Annotated in this window: 15 protein-coding genes; 10 read left to right on the top strand and 5 right to left on the bottom strand. The window is 64.0% G+C overall.

The window, feature by feature from the left end; genetic code table 11:
- Positions 1-29: 29 nt before the first annotated feature.
- Together pbpC and AB9K34_RS18815 are read right to left on the bottom strand one after the other, a co-directional pair.
- Complete coding sequence (pbpC, locus tag AB9K34_RS18820; protein WP_369955964.1) at positions 30-2,072, bottom strand: penicillin-binding protein 1C; 2,043 nt, start codon at positions 2,070-2,072, stop codon at positions 30-32.
- Positions 2,069-7,507, bottom strand: a complete 5,439-nt coding sequence (locus AB9K34_RS18815; protein ID WP_369955963.1) for an alpha-2-macroglobulin family protein — start codon at positions 7,505-7,507, stop codon at positions 2,069-2,071. The genes pbpC and AB9K34_RS18815 overlap by 4 nt, the downstream gene beginning before the upstream one ends.
- A gap of 153 nt (positions 7,508-7,660) precedes the next feature.
- On the opposite strand from AB9K34_RS18815, the gene AB9K34_RS18810 reads away from it, so the two are divergent.
- Positions 7,661-9,982: a response regulator gene (locus AB9K34_RS18810; protein WP_369955962.1), complete on the top strand. Its 2,322-nt coding sequence runs from the start codon at positions 7,661-7,663 to the stop codon at positions 9,980-9,982.
- A gap of 3 nt (positions 9,983-9,985) precedes the next feature.
- On the opposite strand, the gene yaaA is transcribed toward AB9K34_RS18810, so the two are convergent.
- The 3 genes from yaaA to AB9K34_RS18795 all read right to left on the bottom strand — a co-directional run bounded on the left by yaaA (position 9,986) and on the right by AB9K34_RS18795 (position 13,217).
- The gene (gene yaaA / locus AB9K34_RS18805; RefSeq protein WP_369955961.1) at positions 9,986-10,759 is read right to left on the bottom strand and encodes a peroxide stress protein YaaA; all 774 of its coding nucleotides are present in this window, start codon (positions 10,757-10,759) and stop codon (positions 9,986-9,988) included.
- Positions 10,760-10,779: 20 nt separating this feature from the next.
- On the bottom strand, positions 10,780-12,819 hold the full coding sequence (gene recQ, locus AB9K34_RS18800) for a DNA helicase RecQ (protein WP_369955960.1): 2,040 nt from the start codon (positions 12,817-12,819) through the stop codon (positions 10,780-10,782).
- A 110-nt stretch (positions 12,820-12,929) separates the two neighbouring features.
- Positions 12,930-13,217 (bottom strand): YggT family protein, encoded by a 288-nt coding sequence (locus AB9K34_RS18795; RefSeq protein WP_369955959.1) that lies wholly within the window; start codon positions 13,215-13,217, stop codon positions 12,930-12,932.
- Positions 13,218-13,342: 125 nt separating this feature from the next.
- Between AB9K34_RS18795 and AB9K34_RS18790 the strand changes: the two genes are divergently transcribed.
- From AB9K34_RS18790 to AB9K34_RS18750, 9 genes are all read left to right on the top strand, one after another.
- Positions 13,343-13,891, top strand: a complete 549-nt coding sequence (locus tag AB9K34_RS18790) for a thioesterase family protein (RefSeq protein ID WP_369955958.1) — start codon at positions 13,343-13,345, stop codon at positions 13,889-13,891.
- A gap of 46 nt (positions 13,892-13,937) precedes the next feature.
- Complete coding sequence (locus tag AB9K34_RS18785) at positions 13,938-15,305, top strand: MFS transporter (RefSeq protein ID WP_369955957.1); 1,368 nt, start codon at positions 13,938-13,940, stop codon at positions 15,303-15,305.
- A 14-nt stretch (positions 15,306-15,319) separates the two neighbouring features.
- Positions 15,320-16,174 (top strand): penicillin-insensitive murein endopeptidase, encoded by an 855-nt coding sequence (mepA, locus tag AB9K34_RS18780; protein ID WP_369956010.1) that lies wholly within the window; start codon positions 15,320-15,322, stop codon positions 16,172-16,174.
- Positions 16,147-17,031, top strand: coding sequence for an esterase-like activity of phytase family protein (locus tag AB9K34_RS18775; protein WP_369955956.1), 885 nt, complete (start codon positions 16,147-16,149; stop codon positions 17,029-17,031). Before mepA ends, AB9K34_RS18775 begins: the two co-directional genes overlap by 28 nt.
- Positions 17,032-17,121: 90 nt before the next feature.
- Entirely contained in the window at positions 17,122-17,751 is a 630-nt protein-coding gene (locus tag AB9K34_RS18770) for a queuosine precursor transporter (RefSeq protein ID WP_369955955.1), read from the top strand.
- Between the two features lie 282 nt (positions 17,752-18,033).
- Complete coding sequence (gene arfB, locus AB9K34_RS18765) at positions 18,034-18,453, top strand: alternative ribosome rescue aminoacyl-tRNA hydrolase ArfB (protein WP_369955954.1); 420 nt, start codon at positions 18,034-18,036, stop codon at positions 18,451-18,453.
- A gap of 159 nt (positions 18,454-18,612) precedes the next feature.
- Complete coding sequence (locus AB9K34_RS18760) at positions 18,613-19,614, top strand: P1 family peptidase (protein ID WP_369955953.1); 1,002 nt, start codon at positions 18,613-18,615, stop codon at positions 19,612-19,614.
- A 74-nt stretch (positions 19,615-19,688) separates the two neighbouring features.
- Positions 19,689-20,243 (top strand): isopentenyl-diphosphate Delta-isomerase, encoded by a 555-nt coding sequence (idi, locus tag AB9K34_RS18755; RefSeq protein ID WP_369955952.1) that lies wholly within the window; start codon positions 19,689-19,691, stop codon positions 20,241-20,243.
- Positions 20,244-20,366: 123 nt separating this feature from the next.
- On the top strand, positions 20,367-21,848 hold the full coding sequence (locus AB9K34_RS18750) for an ABC transporter substrate-binding protein (protein WP_369955951.1): 1,482 nt from the start codon (positions 20,367-20,369) through the stop codon (positions 21,846-21,848).
- Positions 21,849-21,889: the final 41 nt, after the last annotated feature.

Below are 21,889 nucleotides of genomic sequence, written 5' to 3'. Positions count from 1 at the left end.
GGATGTTCCCTCCCGGTTTCTTGAACGTCTTAGTCCAACCTGACCGTGACCCGGTCGGATTGCCCCGCCCCGTCGACAACAACCAGCGTGGAGTAGCCGGTTCCGGGGGTGGGAATTTCGAATTCGTTGCGGCGCTGTCCTCGGGCGATCGGCCGCCCGTTGGCCAGCACCAGATAGGGCGCGGACCCACCCTGCACCTTGAGCGTCACGGTCTCACCGATGCTGTCCAGTATCGCGCCATCCGGAGGAAACAGCAGCTTTGGCGCATTCGGCGCCGTGACAAGCCGGCTGCCGCGCGGACGAAACCGCTGGAGCGGCTGCGGCAGTCCGGCGGCCCCCGTGATCAGCGTTGACGGAGGTGGCGCAGGCAGGGGGGCGAAGCCGGGTTTCAGTCGGGCAAAGGCCTGAAACAACAGGGGGGCGGCCAGGTCGCCACCGAATGCGCCGGGCACCGGGGTTCCATCCGCCCGGCCCATCCACACGCCGACCACGTGTTCGCCGTCATACCCGATGGCCCAGGCATCGCGATGGCCATAGGAGGTGCCGGTCTTGTAAGCCAGAACGCCTTGCGGATCGCCGGGGGGCGGCGCGACACCGGCAAGGATATGTCCCACCTGCCATGCGGCCACCTCGGAAATCGTCCGGGCGGTTTGTGACGCGGGCTCATTCAGGGCACTGCGCAACCTCTGTCCCGCGCCGCCCTGCGCAAGTGTCGCGTAGAGTTGCACGAGATCCTGCAAACTGACGCCCACACCGCCAAGTGCAATCGCCAGCCCCGGCGCGCCGCCCGGCAATCGCGCCCCTGCGCCCGCACGCGACAGGGCCGCCATCACCCGCGCGGGGCCAAGTTCGTTGGTCAGCTTGACAACCGGGATGTTCAGGGAAAGTTGCAGTGCCTCGCGCACCCGGATATCGCCACGGAACTGCCCGTCGAAATTGCGGGGCGCATAGCGTCCGAACTGCACCGGCCCGTCATGGATCAGGGTTTCCGGATGCACCAGCCCCTGATCGAAGGCCAACCCGTAGATTAGCGGTTTGAGTGTGGACCCCGGCGAGCGGATCGCCCGTGTCATGTCGACAAAACCCTGCCGTCTGCTGTCGGTGCCATATTGGGGCGATCCGACCGAGGCGAGGATTTCGCCTGTTTGGTGATTTGCCGCGATCAGGGCCGCGGAAATCCGTGGCCCCGACCGTCTGGCGGCATCGGCGAGGAGCGTTTCCAGCGCGGATTGCAGCCGGGCGTCGATCGTCGTCGCGTGGCGTTGCCGTTCCGGCGCGCTGGCGCGAACCCTGTCGGCAAGATGCGCGGCGCGCATGGGGAACGGTCGAATGCGATCCGGGATGCGCGCATGCTGTGCCGATAGTGCGTCGTCGCTCGCAATGATCCCGGCATCCGCCATGCGGGTCAGAACGCGGTCTCGCGCGGCCTTTGCCCGATCGGCATGCCGGTCGGGTCGTCGGGCCTCGGGCGATTGTGGCAGGGCGACCAACAATGCCGATTCCGCCGGTGTCAGCCGGCGCGGTTCCTTGCCGAACCATGCGAGCGTCGCGGCGCGGATGCCTTCGAGATTGCCGCCATAGGGCGCATGGGTCAGGTAGAGAGACAGGATCTGATCCTTGCTCAGACGCCGCTCCAGCGCCAGCGCCAGCCGGATCTGGCGCAGTTTGCCCGCCCAGCGGCCGGTACTGCCATCCTCGATCAGGCGCGCGACCTGCATCGTCAGGGTCGAGCCGCCCGACACCGCGCGCCGATGCCAGAGCGCCTGAGCGGTCGCGCGCAGCATTGCCAGCGGATCGACCCCGCCATGTTGCCAGAAACGCTTGTCTTCATAGCGCACGAGCATGTCCAGATAACCGTCATCCACCGCTGTCAGGACGGGCGCCAGCCGCCAGATGCCGCCGCTGACCGTGTAGGCCCGCAACAGCTCATCGTTGCGATCGCGGATTTCAACCGAGGTTTCCGCCAATGTCTGGGGCAGCTCGGTGGCGTCAATCCAGTTTTCGATCCCATCCCGCAAGGCCGCGACGGCGAACAGCAGCGCGACCAGGCTGAAGAGCGCCCGATGCTTCATTTTGCAACGGTCACGCGGCCGGTCTCTGTGCGCGCGCGGAACCGGGGGCGGTACATGTCTTCGACCGAGGCCGCCGGATGATGAAACCTGCCCGGCGTGACGGCCCGCGCCACATAGGCCAGGGTCACGGGGCCGGCCTTGTGCATGTCGACGGCGGCGAGGAACCGGTCGCTGCGAAACTCGGTATGGGTGGCATCTGACAGCGACAGCCAATCCAGCGCCGCCACATCGCCGGCGCGCAACAGGTTCGGGTTGTCGATCTCGACACCGGCAGGGAGCGGATCGTCGATCATCAGCCGCGCGGCCGACTCCTCGAAGGGATCGATGCGCAGCACGGTGACGAAACGTGTGCCAACCACGAGCCTGCCGGGGTCGAGCGGCGCGCCGTCCATGCTGTAATGGCTCCGCGAGATTGCATAACCGGTGCCGCCCGCCGCGGGCGGGGTTTCGGGAATGCCCATCGTGGTCAGCGTGATGTCGGTGTCGCGCCCGCTCGCTGCGGTGATCGTCATGCCGGGCTGCGCCGTTTCACCATCCAGCACCTGCACGAACGGCCCCGCGACCGGCGCGCCGTCAACACGCAATCCCGATTGCTCGGGCGCCGTGATCAGCGCCTGTGCCGCCAGCAGCGACCATGCGGCTTCTTGCGTTGACAGGCGCGCATCAGGGGCGGTCACGCGCTGCGTCAGGTCCGCGAGATCGACCGCCTGGCTTCCGGCCTCTGTCGCGAGGGCGAGCACGCCGGCGGCGTCCCGCAGGTCTGTCCCGTAATCGGCGCGCCACAGCAGCGGGTCGGTCCGGGCGGTTTCCAGCTTGCGGGCAGCGCGGGCAAACATCGCATCGGCGCGCGTCTGGTCACCGTAATAGGCCAGCGCCGCGCCAAGCTGCGCCGCCGCCAGCGGCGTCGCAAAGGCGTTGGCCTTGACGTCGGCGTAGTAGCGCAGGTCTCCCATCTCGGCGAGGCCCTCGCGGGCCAGAACCATCAGCGCATAGGCGATGTCTTCGCCGCCATTGTCGAATTCCGGTGCATAGTTGATCCGGTTGCGCAGATTATCCATTGCAAGCCGGAATGCCCGGTCGGGCACCGGATGGCCCTGTGCCCGGGCGCGCCCCAGGAAGTCCGACACGTAGGCGTCCAGCCAGAAATCTCCTGACCCGGCGCTCCATAGTCCAAAGGCGCCATTGCTGCTCTGGCGGGCGAGCACCCGGGAGATGGCGGTGGAGATCCGCGCGTCGATGTCGCGGCCGTCGCCAAGCCCGGTGGCCTGCGCGACCGAGGACAGGTAAAGCAGCGGCAGCGCCTGCGAGGTCACCTGTTCGGTGCAGCCATAGGGATACCTGTCGAGCGTCGCGAGCAGGCCCGGCGCATCAAATCGCGCGAGCGGCCCGGCCGACAGGATCGCTTTGCCAGTGCCCTTCCGCAGGTCGGCAAAGAGGTCGTCGCTGAACTCAAAGCTCTGCCCGGAGGCGAGCGAAAACCGCCGGGTCTGCGCGATGACGGGATCGTTGGCGCGGATCGGCAGGGTCAGGGTCTGGCGCAAGTCACGCCCGTCGGGCAATGTCAGGGTGACATCGATCACGGCATCGCCGACGGCGCGCACGGTGAGCGGAATATCGAACACCGCCTTGCCGTCGCGCGCCAGCAGGAACGCGTCCGGGCTCTTGCCGATTTCCAGCGCGCTGTCGCCGGAGGTCACGGCAAGCTGCATGTCTCCGGCCGGGCCGTCCGCATGTACGACATCGAGGCGAAGGCGGCTGGTGTCACCGGGTGCGAGAAAGTTGGGCAGCGTCGCGGCGACGACCACGGGGTCGCGCACCACGATATCGCTTTCGGCCTGTCCGACCGCGTTGCGGGACCATGCGATCACCATCAGCCGCACAGTGCCGTTGAAGGCAGGAAGATCAAGATTGACATAGGCTTCTCCGGACCCGTCGACGCGGACAGGTCCGGAAAAGGCGGACATCAATTCCTGCGTCGGCGGTGGCGACTGCATGCGCAGCCCCGCGCCGCTGTCACCGCCGGATCGCACGGTGCCGAGTGCGCCGTTCATGCCGTCGATCAACCGGCCATAGATGTCGCGCAATTCCATGCCAAGCTGGCGCTGGCCGAAATAGTGACCCGTGGGATCAGGGCTCTGAAAACCGGTCAGATTGAGAATGCCGAGATCGACCGCCGCCAGCGTCAACCAGACCTCGTCCCCCGGGTTAGCCCCGTCGACGCTGATCCGGGTACGGTGGGTCCGGCGTGGTTCCAGCGTGTCGGGGGTATCGATGGTCACGTTCAGCACCTTGTCCGCCGGGTCGATGGCCGCATGTGCCAGCCCGATGGCCCGTGACGGGTTGCGCCCGCCGGGCACATCCATCGGGCGCAGGACCGTGGCGCTGACATAGGCGCCGGTGCCCCAGTCCGGCGTGACGGACAGGGGTATGACCGTTGCGCCGGCCTCGACCTCGACCACCTCGCGGTGGATCACGCGGCTGGACATGACCGTTATCAGCGCTGTGCCCGCCGCCTGCGGAACGATGCGCAACTTGGCCGTATCGCCGGGACGATAGCTTTCCCGATCCAGCGAGAGGTCGAGCCGATCCGGAGTCGAAGTCGCATCCGCGGACACGTACCAGCCGGCGGAGAAATTCACCGACGCGGCTGCATAGGCGCCATCGGTGCGTTCGACCACCAGCTCGTATTCGCCCCAATCCACCGGCTGCGATAGGGTGACGGGGCCGTTCAATGTGGTCTCTCCGGTGGCGATGCGGGTGCGGCGGGTCGTCGGCTCCCAGTTCCAGTTGCCATAGAGCTGATACCACTGATAGCGGGTTTCGATGCGGTTCAGGGTCCAGCGCACATCCATCGTGGCAGGCGTCAGGTCGGATGACAGGCCGATCAGTTCGAACGCGGCCTCGCTGCCCTCGGCAACCGCCTCGTCAAACAGGGGCTTGATACCGATGATCGCGCTCGCGGGACGTACCGGCATGGTGATCTGACGTTCGACCGGGCGCGCAGCCCCATCCGCAAGCCGCGCCGTCACCACAAGCTGCATGGGCATGTCGGGAGTCGCGATCTGCGGAAGCTCGAGCGCGAGGGTTGCCGCGCCCTGCGCATTGGTCCGCTGGTCGCCAAAGAAGCTGCTGGCAGGATCGCCCTGTGCATCATGGCGACCGAAACGATAGCCCGGCCATGCGTCGATATACGCAACCGGGCGTAACGTGGCCTGCCCCTCGATGGTCAGATCGGACCCCGGCGCGCCAAAGAGATACCGCGCATCGATCTGCAGGCGGGGCGTGTCGCCGCTGCGCTGGGGAGAGGGCGAGAGGGCGAGATCGAAATCGATCCGCTCCGGCAGAAAGTCCTCGACCAGAACCGGCTGGCTGGCCAGCGCGGGCGCATCCGGGTCCCCCTTGACCTCGACCCGCCATGTGCCGCGCGGTGCGTCGGGGGCAACCGGCAGGGAAAACACGTGACCACCCGCGACGCCGCCGTTCGACACGCGGCGCGCATATTCGACTCCGTCGGGCCTCGACAGGATCAGCGTGAGGGGCAGATCATCTATGGCGGTGGCCTCGTCATCACGGGCGAGGGCGGTAACATGGATGGTTTCGCCCGCGCGATAGGCGCCGCGATCGGTGCTCAGAAAGACGTCGACCGGACCGGCGGGGGCGCGGCCCTCGACGCCACGGTCCGACAGGTCGAAGGCCGGATCGGTCAGGGACAGAAAACCGACATCCCCTTGCGCATCGCGGGCAAGGATCAGGGCAGGAGCGGCCCCGCCCACCCCTCGTGTGAGTCCTGCCTCGAACAGGGCATGGCCGCTGGCATCCGTTGTGGCGCGTCCGAGCACCGCGTTGGCGCGCGAGATCAACATGACCTCGACACCGGCGCGTGCAGCGGCATCTGACAACCCTCGCAGGGTCACATGCAGCCCATCCGTACCCGACAGGCTGCTGATGCCCAGATCGGAGAGCACGAACCATTGCGTCGCCCCCGGGTCGTCATAGGGATCGGCTCCGGGAATACGCGCGGTCAGGGCAAAGATTCCCGCCGGCTGACCCGCAATCGCGGTGTCGATCGGAAGCCGCGTGGTCATGTCGCGGTTGAGCGTATTGCCCACCTCGGCGGTTCCGGTCCAGACCTCTTCGGCGATATCGGTGGCAAAGGACTGATCCTGCCATTGCGACAACGGGCGCGCGAAATAGCCATCCTGAACCGCGCGCAAGAGGTTCCGGTCGCTGATCCGCCGCAGGCGCAGATCGAGCGTCGTGACATTCACGGTTTCGACCGGTAGCGCGGCGTCGGCGCTCCTGGGCAGGACATAGGTGCGTCCCGGAAAACGCACCGATGGCGCACGGTCGCGCACGTATTGGGTCAGTTCGACATCCTTGAGCAGCGTTTCACCGCTTGCGGCGGGCAGTCCCGCGCGCAGTGTCAGCCGGTAGCGCGCGCCATGCTCTACCCCATCGACACAAAGCTGCGTGCCGTCGGCCTGAACCACCAGCCCGCTTTGGGACCGGCGAATGTAGCTGTCGTAATCGACCCCGACGGGCGACAACGGTTCGGAGAATTGCGCACAGATTCGCGGGCTGGCGGAATCGCTTTCGACCGTGCTGTCGGTGACACGAAACCCGTGCTTGCCAATCGCCCGCTCCAGTGCGCGCGCAACCGTGTCGTCAGGTTGCAGGCTTTGGGCTAGTCTGAGCGCCGGTATCATCTCGCGCCCGCGCCCGACACGTTCGAAGGCTTCGGACAGGGCCAGCATGGCCGTCACCTGTCCGGCGCTGTCGGCGGCCCGAAGATACCCGTTCAGCGCCGCGCTGAGCGCGCGATTTGCAAGGGCGCGGGCATCGCGCTCCTTGTCAGTGTTGATCGCCAGCAAGCGGCGGGCATAGCCGGTCCATGCCGCCGCCTCATCGGTGAGCGACGTCGCCATCGCGGTCAGGTTTGCGGCTTGCGTGAGGTTGCCGGCGGCGCTCTGTTGCCGGGCCGCGTCAAGCAGCGCCGCGGCATCCTGTCCCCCCGCCGGATGGTTCAGCCCGAGGGTGCGCGCCTGCTTCACCGCCTGTTCCCAGTCGTCTTCGGCAATGAAGCTCGCAGCCGCGCGGTGTTGTTCTGCGCGCGCGATCCGTGCAGGATCCGCATCAATCCGTAGCGCCGAGACCGCACCCTGGTAGGAGCGTTTTTCGCTGACCCGGCGCTTGGGAAAGCAGGCGTTCGATCGGCTGTTATACGTGAAGGCCGCACAATCGGGCCGGGCCGTGCAGGCGCGCACGCAACTTGTCAGATCGGTGTCAAAAAGCGGGTCAAGATCGTCGCCGTAGAAATCCATGTCCGGCGTTGCGACATAGCGGAATTCGGGGATGGTCTGCTGTGCGGTCACCGCCGTCGCCACGCCCAGCCAGAGCAAAAGCACGATATTCAACCAACGCCAAAGGTGCTGCATGTCCGTCTCCCGATGTTTCGGCCAACGTGCCATGCCCGGACCGGCACTGGCAACGATTCCCGCCGGAAATTGCGCGCCTTAAACACTTGTTTACCGCGTTGGCTGATGTTGACCAAAACTGCCCGTTCAGGGCCTTTGCGGAGCCTTGCAAGCATGAGTCTCGCCAACAAACTTGCCGATGAAAGGCGGTCGCGTCTTGCCGCCGAGCGCTTGCTTGAACTCAAACAGGCGGAATTGACCGCCGCCAATCGCAAGCTGGGCCGGCATGCCCTGGCGCTGACCCGTCAGATCGGCGAGACCCAGGCCGAGGTCGCTACGGTTCGCGACGAAAACGAAAAGGTGAAATCCGACCTTACCGTCGCCCATGAAAAGATGGAAATCGCCGAGCGGCGGCTGTGGCATTCTATCCAGACCATTCAGGACGGGTTTGCGTTTTTTGACGCGGATGACAAGCTGATCGGAGCCAACTCTGCCTATATCAATGCGTTTGACGGTCTTGAAGAGGTGGGACCGGGCATCAATTACATGCGCATCTTGCAACTCCTGACCGATGAGGGGCTCGTCAATACCGAGGATCGCAGCCCGGACGAGTGGCGCGCGATGATGGCCGAGCGCTGGCTTCAGCCCAATCCCGAGCCGATCATCATGCGGATGTGGAACAATCAGTACATCAAGCTGATCGACCAGCGCGGACACGGTGGCGACATGGTCAGCCTGGCGCTGAACATCACCTCGACGGTCAAGTACGAAGCGCAGCTCAAGACGGAACGGCGCCGGGCCGAGGCGGCCAACCGCGCCAAGTCGGCATTCCTTGCGAACATGAGCCACGAGATCCGGACGCCGATGAATGGCGTGGTGGGGATGGCTGACCTGCTGACCGATACGCCGCTGGACGAAGAGCAGCGGCTATACGTGAATACCATCAAGAGCTCCGGCGAGGCGCTGCTGGTGATTATCAACGACGTTCTGGACTATTCCAAGATCGAGGCGGACAAGCTCAAGTTACATCCCGAGCCATTCGATTTCGAGCGCTGTGTGCATGAGGTGGTGATGTTGTTGCAGCCGATCGCGCGCGACAAGGATCTGGCGCTGCTTGTGGATTACGACCTGTTCCTGCCGATCCAGTTCATCGGCGATCCGGGCCGCATGCGTCAGGTGCTCACCAACCTGGTGGGGAATGCGCTGAAATTCACGTCGGCCGGTCATGTGCTGATCCGCGTCACGGGCGTTCCTGACGAGAGCGGAACGAGGAGCGCAATCCATGTCACCATCGAGGATACCGGGATCGGCATACCGGCGAACAAAGTTGATCACATTTTCGGCGAGTTCAACCAGGTCGAGGACGAGAACAACCGGCAATTCGAAGGCACTGGTCTCGGGCTGGCCATCACGCAACGGCTGATCAACCTGATGGATGGCGAGATCTGGGTCGACAGCGAGGAGGGCAAGGGGTCGTGCTTTGGGTTTCGCATCGCGCTGGAACAGGTGCTCGCCTCTGAAGGCGGGCCGCCCACGCTGCCAGAAATGCCGGGTCGCGTGCTGATCGTCGATGATCTGGAAACCAACCGCGCTATTCTGGAAAAACAGTTGAGCCAGCTTGGCTGGCAGGTCACTTGCTGCGCTTCCGGAGACGAGGCGATGAACCGGATGTCTGACGAAATCGACCTGGTGCTTAGCGATCACAACATGCCGGACATGGACGGTCTTGAACTCGTCGAGGCGATCCGCGCCGCGGGATGGAACGACATGCCTTTCATCCTGCTGAGCGCGAATGCGGGGTTCGCGCAGAATGACCCGGCGTTTCGCTATGTGCAGGGGGTGCTGCAAAAGCCCTATCCACGGCAGGAGCTTTACGCTGCTCTGGCGGCGCTGCACGATGCGGGCGACAAGAAGGTGCCGACCGAACCCGACCCGGCGGAGGATCAGCTTGCCACGGCCTTGCCCGGGCGGGCAGATGGGCGCCGGCTGCATATCGTTCCGGCGGCTGACCCCGCCGACGCCCCTGCGGAAAACTCCTCGGATGTGCCTGCGAAACCGGAAACGCAGGCCACAGCCGATACCGCCACGGTGTCGTCGCAACCACGCCGGATGCGGGTTCTGGCGGCCGAGGACAACAAGACGAACCAGCTTGTCCTGCGCAAGATGGTAAAGGGGCTGAACATCGATCTGCAATTTGCCAATAACGGCGCCGAAGCTGTGGCCGCCTTCTCCGATTTTGCGCCCGATATGATTTTCATGGATATTTCAATGCCCGGTATGGACGGAAAGGAAGCAACGCAGGAAATCCGCAAGCTGGAGCGGACAAGTGGCGGGCATGTGCCGATCATCGCGCTGACGGCGCACGCGATGGACGGCGATGCCGACGGGATCCTGTCGTCGGGGCTCGATCACTATATGACCAAGCCGTTGCGCAAGGCGGCAATTCAGGAACAGGTCGAGAAACACTGCCCCGGCGACGCGCAGCCGCCGGTCTGACCGTCACCTCTTGTCATAAGGGCGGGTAAAGACCGGGCGATCGGATTCGGACAGCGCGGGCTGATACTGGTATCCACCACTGTCGAAGTCGGTCAGCGCCGCAGGATCGGTCAACCGGTTCTGCACGATGTAGCGGGCCATCGCGCCGCGCGCCTTTTTGGCGTAGAAGCTGACAATCTTGGGGGTCCCGGCCTTGTCTTCCATGAACACCGGGGTGATTACGCGCAGCTTCAGCGCGTCCGGGGCGACGGCCCCGAAATATTCCTGGCTGGCGCAATTCACGAGGATGTCGGTCTTGACCTGTTCGGCCTGGTCATTGAGCGCCTTTGACAACTGGTCGCGCCAGTATTCGTAAAGCGATTTGCCCCGGCGCGTCTTGAGCCTGCTGCCCATTTCGAGCCGATAGGGCTGGATGGCGTCGAGCGGGCGCAGAATGCCATAGAGCCCCGACAGGATTCGCAGACGATCCTGCGCCCAGGCCATTTCATCGGCGTCGAGCGATGCGGCTTCCAGCCCCTGATAGGTGTCCCCCGCAAAGGCAAGCGCGGCGGGGCGGGTCATCTCGGCGCCTGGCTCTTCGACAAAATCCCGGAAACGATCGCGGTTGAGCCGTGCCAGATCCGCGCTCAGACTCATCAGCTTTTGCAGATCTCCCAGGGTCAGGTTGCGTGCGCTCCGGGCGAGCCGGATCGCATCGTCCTGAAACGCGGGCGCGGTTGTATCGATGTCCCGTTCGGACCAGTCGAGCCGCTTTGCCGGTGAAATCACGATCAGCATGTCAACTTCCTTTTCTGCGCCTATACTGCGGCGCGCAATATATCGAGAAACGCCGCGCCGAACCGTTCGGCCCGCCGTTCACCCAGCAACCGTTCCAGCCCGCTTGCGTCGTCGGGGCGCATTTGTGCGACCTTTGCAAGCTGCGCGGCCGAGCAGCTCAGAGGTTTGTCGATGCCGTCGGCACCGCGGGCGAGATCGGCCTGCACCGCCAGCAGCCTGTCATAGAGCGATCCCGCGTCATTTCCCGCCAACCGGCGCCGGGCGGGATGGACCGGTGTGTTGGCTCCGGTGATCACTTCAAGGAATGTCGCGCCATAGCGTTCGAGCTTCTTGGCGCCGACACCGGAGATACGTGCCATCGCATCCAGGCTGTCGGGGCGGGTTTCCGCCATTTCGATCAGGGTGCGGTCGGGAAAGATGACATAGGCCGGGACACGCGCGGCCTCGGCCAAGGCGCGTCGTCTGGCCTTGAGCGCGGAGAGCAGCGGCGCGTCTTCGTCCGATACCAGGGTCTTGACGGCGGGTCTGCGATCGGCCTTGCGGATGGTGTCGCGGCGCAACTCGATCGAGGTTTCTCCCCGCAGGACCGGGCGCGCGGTTTCGGTCATCCGCAAGGCGCCGTGCCGTTCCGGATCGGGTCGGACGAGGTCATGGCCCATCATCTGACGGAACACGGCCTGCCATTGTCGCTTGTCATATTCGGTCCCGCACCCGTAGGTCGGCAGTTCATCGTGCCGCCGGGCGCGGATCTTGTCGGTGTCGGCCCCGGTCAGGATGTCGATCAGATGTCCGGCTCCGAACCACTCGTCGGTGCGCAGGATCGCCGAAAGCGCCTTGCGAACCGCAATGGTGCCATCGAACACGTCTGGCGGGCTGTCGCAAAGATCGCAATGGCCACAGGGGTCGGTGCTTTCACCGAAATAGCCGAGCAGGGTCTGACGGCGGCATTTCAATGCCTCGGCCAGCCCCAGCAGCGCATTCAGGCGCGCGTGATCCGCACTGCGCCGTTCCGGCGGGGCGAGCCCCTCGTCGATCTGGGTGCGGCGCAGGCGGATGTCGTCCGCACCAAACAGCGTCAGGGTTTCGGCCGCTGCGCCATCGCGACCGGCACGGCCGATTTCCTGATAATAGGCTTCGATGCTCTTGGGGAGATCCGCATGGGCCACCCACCGGATGTCGGGCTTGTCGATCCCCATGCCAAAAGCCACGGTCGCCACCACGATCAATCCGTCTTCGCGGGCAAAGCGGGTTTCGACGATCCGGCGATCTTCGGCATCCATGCCGCCGTGGTAGTGACAGGCGCTATGGCCGTCTTCGCTCAGGGCACGGGCCAGCCCTTCGGTCTTGGCGCGGGTTCCGCAATAGACGATCCCGGATTGACCGCGCCGTGCCCCGGCAAAGTCCAGGATCTGGCGACGGGGGCTGTTCTTGGCGGCAAAGGCAAGGTGGATGTTGGGTCGGTCGAACCCGCGCAGGAAACTGCGCGGCGGCGTGCCGTCAAACAGCTTGTGAACGATCTCTTCGCGGGTTTCGGCATCCGCCGTGGCGGTAAAGGCGGCAAGCGGTACATCAAGGGCGCGGCGCAGTTCGCCGATGCGCAGATAGTCGGGGCGGAAATCATGGCCCCACTGGCTGACGCAGTGGGCTTCGTCCACCGCGATCAGAGTGACGCCGACGCGCCGCAGCATGCCAACGGCAGACCCGCCCGCCAGACGTTCGGGCGCCATGTAGAGCAGTTTCAGTTCGCCGCATTCAAGTGCGTTCCAGACAGCGTCGGTTTCCTCTGGCGTATTGCCCGAGGTCAGCGCACCGGCGTTTACCCCGGCTTCCTGCAGGGCGCGCACCTGGTCACGCATCAGCGCGATCAGCGGAGAGATGACCACCGTTACCCCTGATCGGCACAGGGCGGGGAGTTGGAAACACAGCGATTTCCCGCCGCCCGTGGGCATGATGGCGAGGACATTTTCGCCCGCCCTCACGGCCTCAACGATTTCGGCCTGACCCGGGCGAAACGCATCAAATCCGAATATGTCGCGCAACAGACGGTCCGCGTCGGACATGCGCCCTGCCTCACTCTTTGATCTTGTGCCTGCTCGTGGGGCGCAGTTTCACATATCGCGCCAGGGGGAACAAGGCGCAGCGTCCGGCATTTCCGCGCGGGCAGGCGGGATCAGTAGAAGGCGGCGGCGTTGTTGACCAGCACGATGCGCAGGGCAAAGATGCCCAGCAAAACCACCAGAGGCGCGAGGTCGAGCCCCTGCATCGGCGGCAGCAGGCGGCGTACCGGACCGTAGATCGGTTCGAGGATGCGTTGCAGCATCTGCCAGATTTGTGCAACCAGCGGCTGGTGCAGGTTCAGCACCTGGAAATTGATCAGCCAGCTCATGATGACATGGGCGATGATAAAGAACTGCACCACGTCAAGGATCAGCATCAGGATTTGAAATAGCGACTGCATGGAGGATCCTCTCTGGTTCCGGGCATCACCTATGCACAAGAGCACAAAAGCGCAACCCTGCCGCAGGGTTGTGGTTGACGTGGGCCGGGTCGGGCGACACAGGGTCGCATTAAAAGGAGAGTGGCATGTTCCCCATCGTCCGCCTGATCAAGGACATCCTGATTGCGCGCAGGCAGCCGCCATTGCCGCTGACCGGCACCCATGTGTCGTATCACATCTGCTGGCCCTGGGATCTGGACATGTGGCTCGAACTCAACAACGGGCGCGCGATGACGCTCTATGATCTGGGCCGCAGCATGACGGCGCAGCGGGTGGGGCTGATCCGTGTCATCACCCGGCAACGCTGGGGGCTGACCATGGCGGGCAGCACGGTTCGCTTTCGCCGGCGCATCCGGGGCTTTGAGAAATTCGAGATGCGCAGCCGCGCGGTGTGCTGGGATGACAAGTTCATCTATCTTGAACAATCCATGTGGAAACGGAACGGTGAATGTGCCAGCCACGTGCTTTATCGCGCGGCGGTCACAAACAGCAACGGGATCGTGCCGCCGGATCAGGTGCTGGCGCATATGAACATGGCCGATCTCCGCTCTCCTGAAATGCCGGACTGGATCTCGGCGTGGTGTCGGGCCGATGCGGCACGTCCCTGGCCGCCGATGCAGGATGCGCTTGATTGACGGTGGAAACACCTGTCATATCGCACCAGCAACGGGCGGAGCATGCATGACGGACATCTCGAAGCGCAAGCGTATCTGGGGCTGGTGGTTTTTTGACTGGGCGAGCCAGCCATATCACACGTTGCTGGTCACCTTCATCTTCGGCCCCTATTTCGCGAGCGTCGCCGCAGAATACTACCTTGCGAGCGGGCTGGACAGCCAGGCCGCCGATGCGCGAGCCCAGACAATCTGGGCCTGGTGCCTGACGATCACCGGGCTGATCATCGGTTTCGGTGCGCCCGTGATGGGGGCGCTGGCGGATACATCCGGGCGGCGCATACCGTGGATCGCCGGCTTTTCCGTGATGTATGTCGCCGGGGCGGCCGCGCTCTGGATGACGGCTCCGGACGGGTCGAACATGTGGTGGGGGCTGATTGCGTTCGGCATCGGCTTCATCGGCGCGGAATACGCGCTGATCTTTGTCAATTCGCAGCTGCCCGATCTTGGAACCGATGCCGAAATCGGGGAAATCTCGGGCTCCGGATTCGCGTTCGGATATCTGGGCGGATTTATCACACTGCTGATCCTGCTGCTGTTTTTTGCAGAGCAGAGCAACGGCAAGACAATCATCGGTCTCGATCCCCTGTTCGGGCTGGACGCGTCACAGCGTGAAGGCACGCGTGCCGTCGGCCCGATCACGGCGCTGTGGTATGCGGTGTTCATGGTGCCCTATTTCATGTGGATGCGCGATCGGCCGGTGCGGGGCGCGCGCGGCAAGGTGTCGGATGCCTTCTCCAATCTCGGGCGGCTGGTGCGCAGCCTTGGCAAGCGGCTCAGCCTGTCGGCCTATCTCGGTTCATCGATGTTTTATCGTGACGCGCTGAACGGCCTCTACGGGTTTGGCGGAGTCTATGCCGGGCTGGTGCTGGACTGGGAGGTGACGCAGATCGGCATCTTCGGGATCATGGCGCTGATCTCGTCGGTGATCTTCAGCTATTTCGGCGGCAAGACCGACAGCCGGCTGGGGCCCAAGCCGGTCATCATCGGCTCGATCTGGGTGCTGATCGCGGTCTGCGTGGTGATCGTCGGCATGTCACGGACGCAGATTTTCGGCATGCCCCTCGCCGAAGGGTCATCATTGCCGGATATCGTGTTCTTTGGGTGCGGTGTCCTGATCGGCGGTTTGGGCGGTGTCGTGCAATCGGCCAGCCGAAGCCTGATGGTGCGTCACTCCGATCCGGCCTCGCCGACAGAGTATTTCGGTCTGTACGGACTGTCGGGCCGGGCCACGGCCTTTATCGCGCCGTCGCTTATCGGTGTCGTCACCGCCTGGACCGGCAGTGCCCGCCTCGGTATTTCACCGGTGATTGCGCTCTTTCTTGTCGGGCTTGTTCTGCTAGTCTGGGTGAAACCGGAGGGAGATCTATCCGAATGACCTATTCGCGAGTCATGGCCGTTCTTCTGGGTGTCGTGCTGGCCTTGCCGGTCGGGGCAGAGCCACTGGCCAAGCAACTGTTCGGAGCCAAGTCGAGCGGTTCCCGGCAGGCACCCGCGCCTTACGGAAGCTATTCCAAGGGATGCGTGGCGGGGGCGGTGCAACTGCCGGAAACCGGTCCCACATGGCAGGCGATGCGCCTGTCGCGCAATCGCAACTGGGGGCACCCCGAGACCATAGATTTCATCAAGAAGCTCAGTGGTTTCGCCGCCAAACAACCGGGATGGAACGGTCTCTATATCGGCGATATCAGCCAGCCGCGTGGCGGGCCGATGACATCGGGACACCGCAGCCATCAGGTCGGGCTCGATATCGACATCTGGATGTTGCCGACCTCGCGGCTGGACCTTTCGCGACGCACGCGCGAGAACATCTCGTCGATTTCGATGCAGCGTGCCAACGGGGCCTATGTCAATGGCAGCTGGAGCCGGGTGCATCACGAGATCATCCGGGCTGCGGCGCTCGACCCGCGTGTGGCGCGGATTTTCGTGTTCCCCGGCGCCAAGGTCCAGATGTGCAAGGACAATAAGGGGAGCCGCCGCTGGCTGCGCAAGGTGCGCCCGTGGTGGGGACATCACTATCATTTCCACGTGCGGCTGTCCTGTCCTAAGGGGGCGACGGGCTGTGTGGACCAGAATCCGCCGCCTCGTGGAGACGGATGCGCCGAGGCCCAGCAATGGGTGAACAACATTTTGAATCCGCCCCCGCCCAAGCCGCGGGACCCGAATGCGCCGAAACCCCAGCCGCAGCGTGAGTATTTCCTGGCCGACCTGCCACAGCAATGCACTTCGGTCCTGCGCTCCAACTGATCCTGGCTCTGGCACTTGCCGCGTTACCGGCCCGCTCCCAAGAGGTGCGGGCCGAGTTTCTTGGCACGTTCGAATGGCAGCTGCCGCAGGACTGGTTCGGTGGTCTTTCGGCAATCGAACTCTCGCCGGAGGGGCGGAGCATGACCGTTTTGACCGATCGGGGGCGGCTGCTGTTTGCAGAGCTTGACCGGCGGAACGGGCGGATCGAGAACATCGAATTGCGGCGCGCGATCCGCCTGCGAGCACAAAACGGTGCCATTCTCGTCGGGCGGATCCGCGATTCCGAAGGTCTGGCGATGGCGCCGGATGGCACGATCTACATCTCGTTCGAAGGCGTGCACCGCGTCTCGCGCTATGACCGTCCGGATGCAGCGGCCTATGGTCTGCACCGGCCCCGCGCGATTCGCCGATTGCCGCTGAACGGTGGGCTCGAGGCCTTGGCGATGGATGAAAGCGGGCGCCTGCTGGCCTTGCCCGAACGCGGTTTCGACGCCGATGGCAATATCCCGGTTTATCGCTGGGAAAACGGGGTGTGGACACAACCGTTTTGCCTGCCCAGCGATGGCGCCTTTCTGCCGGTCGGCGCCGATGTCGGCCCCGACGGCCGGCTCTACGTGCTTGAACGCGCGTTCAACATCTTTGGCTTCCGCGCGCGGGTGCGCAGCTGGCGACTCGCCGGCGATACGGCGGATGATGAGCGGCTGGAATTGCAGACCGCGACCGGCACCCATGACAATCTGGAAGGCATCGCGGTCTGGACCGATGCACAGGGCAGGTTGCGCATGACGATGGTGGCGGACGACAATTTCAAGTTCTTTCAGCGCACCGAACTGGTCGAGTACGCCCTGATCAATTGACTTGCCATGCACGCCGCAAGGCGTTAGGTGGCGGTCTGTTCGCCGATGGGCGGGCCAAGTCGCCGCAACCTTGCAAAAACGGGCACCCTAATGACACGCGCACATCTCCCCGGCATTCTCGCCATGGCCGCCATCGTGGTGGCTTCGAACATTCTCGTCCAGTTCCTGTTCGGTCAATGGCTGACCTGGGGGGCGTTTACCTATCCCTTTGCCTTTCTTGTCACCGACCTGATGAACCGCATCTACGGGGCGCAGGCGGCGCGCAAGGTTGTGCTGGCCGGGTTCATCGTTGGTATTGTCTGTTCGCTGATCGGCACACGGATCATCGGCGAATTCGGCCCCGTTGTTACCCTTCGGATCGCCCTGGCCTCGGGTACGGCCTTTCTGTGCGCGCAGTTGCTGGATGTGAGCATTTTCTCGGCGCTGCGCGATGGGCGCTGGTGGCGCGCACCGCTGGTCTCGACGCTCGTCGGATCCTCCGTGGACACGGCCTTGTTCTTTTCCATCGCGTTCTCGGCCTCGCTCGTCTGGATCGACCCGTCCAACGATGTTGCCTGGGCGAACGAAATTTTGCCCGTGCTCGGGGTCGGCCCCGCAGCGCCGCTGTGGGTGTCGCTTGCGCTGGCCGACTGGATGGTCAAGCTCTCGCTCGCGCTGGTTGCCCTGATCCCGTTCCGCCTGATTTCCGGGCGTATCCTGGAAGCGGCCACACCGCACTGACGATTTTGCTTTGCGATTTTGAAAACCCGTGGCACTCTGGAATCAACGTCAACAAGGGAAAAGGAGGTGATCCAGTGTCAAGAAAGGTATTGGAGCAAGGTGTCGGAACAGCTTGGGAGGTTGCCCACTAAGGCAGCCCTTGGCGGATGATCCGCCCAAGGCGATCTGGCAAAGGTCTGACCGACCCTGCCTCCGAAAGACTTTCGAAGGGGCGTCCGGACGAACGGGCGTCCCTTTTCGATTCCGGTTTCTGATTTGTCCGGGGGGCTGTATTCAGGGCGCATGCTGAGGATCAACGAAGATATCGTCATCCAGGATTGGGAACTGACCGAGAGTTTCATGCGCGCTTCGGGGCCGGGGGGGCAGAATGTCAACAAGGTGGCGACGGCAGTTGAATTGCGATTCGAGGCGGCGCGGTCGCCATCGCTGCCCCCGGCAGTGAAATCGCGGCTTAAACGGCTCGCCGGGCGGCGCTGGACCAAGGAGGGTGCGCTGATCATCCAGTGCGATGAGACCCGCAGCCAGGCGCGCAACCGTGAGATCGCGCAGGAGCGGCTCGCCGACCTGATCCGCCGTGCGCTGACTGCACCGAAGCGGCGCATCGCGACCAAACCCACGAGGGGATCGGTGCGGCGCCGACTCAAGGCGAAACGGGCGCGGGGCGAGGTCAAGGCACTGCGCGGATCGGTTCCGGATGAGTGATATTGCGGTCCATCTTTACATGTTGCTAGGGTTCCGCCGGATAACCGGAGCACGGGGGCAAGAGATGCGGGAGCAGGGCAGCAACAGGGGGATCGCGCACGCGAGAGGCGTTTGCGGTTCGCGGGTGACACGCCGATCTTCCATCGCGGCGGAACAGGCATGACTCCCGGCGTTCGCAACCTGATTACGGATGTGCCCGGATTGCTTGTGGGCAACGCGCAGGACGCAGCGTTGAAATCCGGCACCACCGTGTTGCTGGGCGAGGATCGGCTGACGGCGTCCTATTCTGTCATGGGCGGGGCGCCTGGCACCCGCGAGACCGATCTGCTCGAACCGGACAAGTCGGTGGAACAGGTCGACGCGATCGTTCTTTCGGGCGGCTCGACCTATGGGCTGGACGCGGCGTCGGGCGTCGTGTCGGGCCTGCGTGCGCAGGGGCGCGGGTTTGCCCTGTTGAACCTGCGTATCCCGCTGGTGCCGACTGCGATCATTTTCGATCTGCTGAACGGCGGCGACAAGGATTGGATCGACAACCCCTATCCGGCGCTTGGTCGCGCGGCGCTGGCGGATGCACGGGCCGATTTCGGGATTGGCAGTGTCGGAGCCGGGACCGGCGCGCTGACCGGCATGCACAAGGGCGGGTTGGGCTCGGCGTCGCTGGTGCTTGAGAGCGGTATTACAGTCGGCGCCTTGATTGCCGCCAATCCGGTCGGCAGCGTCACGACCCCCGGTGAGCGGCATTTCTGGGCTGCTCCGTTCGAAATTGGCGATGAATTCGGCGGGCTTGGTCCCGATCCACGCGGTGGGTTGGGCCGCAGCGTCGAGAGCCGCAAGGCCGGAGCCTTTGCACAGCTGGCGCATACCGCGATCGGGATCGTCGCCACGGATGCCGGCCTGACCAAGGCACAGGCCAAAAGAATGGCGACAGTTGCCCATGACGGTCTGGCGCGCGCCATCGTGCCATCGCACATGCCGAGCGACGGGGATCTTATCTTTGCCGTCTCCACGAACGGTCGCGCGATGCAGAACCCGGACGGTGATCTGCGAGATATCGGTCACGCGGCAGGCCTGTGCATTGCGCGGGCGGTCGCGCGCGCGGTCTATCATGCGCGCCCCGCGCCGGGCGATCTCCTGCCCTGCTGGAGCGACGGCCAGTCCTGACCCATGATGCTTGCCAGAGCGGGGAAGGGCCGCTACCTACGCATTCCATGTCAAAGCCGACCGAAAACACAGCCATGACCGATCTCATCCCCGCCTGGGTCGATGGAACGCTGACGCCCGTTGAAAAGCTGACCGCCCATCGCGAGGGTATCCGGCACAAGGCGGTGTCGGTCTTCGTGATCCGTGGACAGGATATCCTGCTTCAGCGCCGGGCGCTCGGCAAGTATCATACGCCCGGGCTTTGGGCGAACACCTGCTGCACCCACCCGCACTGGGGCGAGGCTGCCCGGGATTGTGCGATCCGACGCTTGCAGCAAGAGCTTGGGATCACCGGTCTTGATCCGCAGTACCGGCAAACGCTCGAATACCGCGCGGATGTTGGCGGTGGGCTTGTCGAACACGAGGTCGTGGATGTTTTTCTGGCCCACGCGCCCCAAGCGTTGCGGCTTGCGCCGAACCCTGACGAGGTCATGGAGACACGCTGGCTGGCATATGCGGATCTGTTGCAGGAGGTTGAGCGCCATAGTGAGCGATTCACGCCCTGGCTGCGCATCTATCTTGACCGGCATTCCCGGACCATTTTCGGCGACCATCTTGGAGCCGGGCAAGCGGAATCGCGTTCCGGCTGAGGTTGCCTTGGTCAGACGGGTTTATCGCGAAACGCTCTAAAGGCTTGAATAACCTGCAATCTCGGCCAGAATGGCGTCAGAGTTGCCGCCACGGGCATCACCTTACCGACGGGGAGTTTATCCATGAAACCCATTTCCAGCCTGGTATTCGCCAGCGCCATTGCGCTCGCCGCCTCTCTGGGTGCCGCGCAGGCCCAGGGCGATCTGACGGTCGCGCTGCAACTTGAACCACCGCATCTCGACCCTACCAGCGCAGCGGCAGGAGCCATCGATTCGGTTGTCTATTCCAACATTTTCGAAGGGCTGACCCGGTTCATGAGCGACGGTTCCATCGCGCCCGGCCTTGCCGAAAGCTGGGAGATCTCCGAAGACGGGCTGTCCTATACCTTCCGGCTGCGCGAGGGGGTGACGTTTCATGACGGCACCACAATGGATGCCGAAGACGTCAAGTTCAGCCTTGACCGTGCCCGCGCCGAAGACAGCGTGAATGCGCAGAAGGCGCTGTTTGAAGCGATTTCCGAGGTCGAGGTTGTTGATCCTCTGACCGTCAAGCTCACGCTGAGGGAGGCGAACGGGCTGCTGCTCTTCAATCTCGCCTGGGGGGATGCGGTGATCGTGGCCCCGGAAAGCATCGCGGACATCAAGACGAACCCGGTCGGGACCGGGGCATTCAAATTCGTGGACTGGGTGCAGGGCGACAGGATCGAGATTGCCAGAAATCCGGATTACTGGGGCACGCCCGCCGTGCTCGACACCGCGACGTTCAAATTCATCAGCGACCCGACTGCGGCATTCGCGGCCGTGATGGCCGAAGATGTGGATGTATTCGCCGCATTCCCCGCGCCCGAGAACCTGCCTCAGTTCGACGCCGATCCCCGATTCCAGGTTCTTGTCGGATCGACCGAAGGCGAGACCATCCTCGCGACGAACAACAAGCAGCCGCCGTTTGACGACATCAGGGTTCGCCAGGCGCTGGCCCATGCCATCGACCGCCAGTCGATCATCGATGGCGCGATGTTCGGGCTTGGCATTCCGATCGGCACCCACTTTGCGCCGCATCACCCGGCCTATGTCGATCTGACCGGCAAATCCAGTTATGATCCGGACAAGGCCCGCGCGCTGCTGGCCGAGGCGGGTCTTGCCGACGGGTTCGAGACCACCCTGCACCTGCCGCCGCCCTCCTACGCGCGCCGCGGTGGCGAGATCGTTGCGGCGCAACTGGCAGAGGTCGGGATCAAGGCCGAAATCATCAATGTCGAATGGGCGCAATGGCTGGAGAGCGTGTTTCGCGGCAAGAATTTCGGCCTGACCATTGTCAGCCACACTGAACCCATGGATATCGGCATCTATGCCCGCCCGGATTATTACTTTCAGTATGACAACGTGGCGTTTCAGGATGTGATGGCCGAATTGAACCGGACAACGGACGAGGCGAGACGTACGGAACTGTTGCAGCAGGCACAGACCATCATTGCCGACGATTACGTCAACGGATACCTGTTCGAACTGGCCTTCCCGACGGTTGCCAAGGTGGGTGTGGAAGGGCTTTGGCTCAATGCGCCGACGCAGGCCACCGATCTGACAGCCGTCCGTTGGGCGCAATAATCGCGATGGTCGCGGCTGCCTCGGGCTGTCCGCAGGTGCTT

Source organism: Sedimentitalea sp. XS_ASV28, assembly GCF_041224545.1.
Classification (GTDB): Bacteria; Pseudomonadota; Alphaproteobacteria; order Rhodobacterales; family Rhodobacteraceae; genus Sedimentitalea.
This window is presented reverse-complemented; position numbering and strand designations above follow the sequence as displayed.

Coding starts and splice junctions, on each gene's coding strand:
- AB9K34_RS18795 (WP_369955959.1), bottom strand. CDS start 13,217: ATGCAGTCGCTATTTCAAATCCTGATGCTGATCCTTGACGTGGTGCAG.
- AB9K34_RS18815 (WP_369955963.1), bottom strand. CDS start 7,507: ATGCAGCACCTTTGGCGTTGGTTGAATATCGTGCTTTTGCTCTGGCTG.
- AB9K34_RS18750 (WP_369955951.1), top strand. CDS start 20,367: ATGAAACCCATTTCCAGCCTGGTATTCGCCAGCGCCATTGCGCTCGCC.
- recQ (WP_369955960.1), bottom strand. CDS start 12,819: ATGTCCGACGCGGACCGTCTGTTGCGCGACATATTCGGATTTGATGCG.
- AB9K34_RS18770 (WP_369955955.1), top strand. CDS start 17,122: ATGACACGCGCACATCTCCCCGGCATTCTCGCCATGGCCGCCATCGTG.
- yaaA (WP_369955961.1), bottom strand. CDS start 10,759: ATGCTGATCGTGATTTCACCGGCAAAGCGGCTCGACTGGTCCGAACGG.
- idi (WP_369955952.1), top strand. CDS start 19,689: ATGACCGATCTCATCCCCGCCTGGGTCGATGGAACGCTGACGCCCGTT.
- AB9K34_RS18790 (WP_369955958.1), top strand. CDS start 13,343: ATGTTCCCCATCGTCCGCCTGATCAAGGACATCCTGATTGCGCGCAGG.
- mepA (WP_369956010.1), top strand. CDS start 15,320: ATGGCCGTTCTTCTGGGTGTCGTGCTGGCCTTGCCGGTCGGGGCAGAG.
- AB9K34_RS18760 (WP_369955953.1), top strand. CDS start 18,613: ATGACTCCCGGCGTTCGCAACCTGATTACGGATGTGCCCGGATTGCTT.
- AB9K34_RS18785 (WP_369955957.1), top strand. CDS start 13,938: ATGACGGACATCTCGAAGCGCAAGCGTATCTGGGGCTGGTGGTTTTTT.
- pbpC (WP_369955964.1), bottom strand. CDS start 2,072: ATGAAGCATCGGGCGCTCTTCAGCCTGGTCGCGCTGCTGTTCGCCGTC.
- AB9K34_RS18810 (WP_369955962.1), top strand. CDS start 7,661: ATGAGTCTCGCCAACAAACTTGCCGATGAAAGGCGGTCGCGTCTTGCC.
- AB9K34_RS18775 (WP_369955956.1), top strand. CDS start 16,147: ATGCACTTCGGTCCTGCGCTCCAACTGATCCTGGCTCTGGCACTTGCC.
- arfB (WP_369955954.1), top strand. CDS start 18,034: ATGCTGAGGATCAACGAAGATATCGTCATCCAGGATTGGGAACTGACC.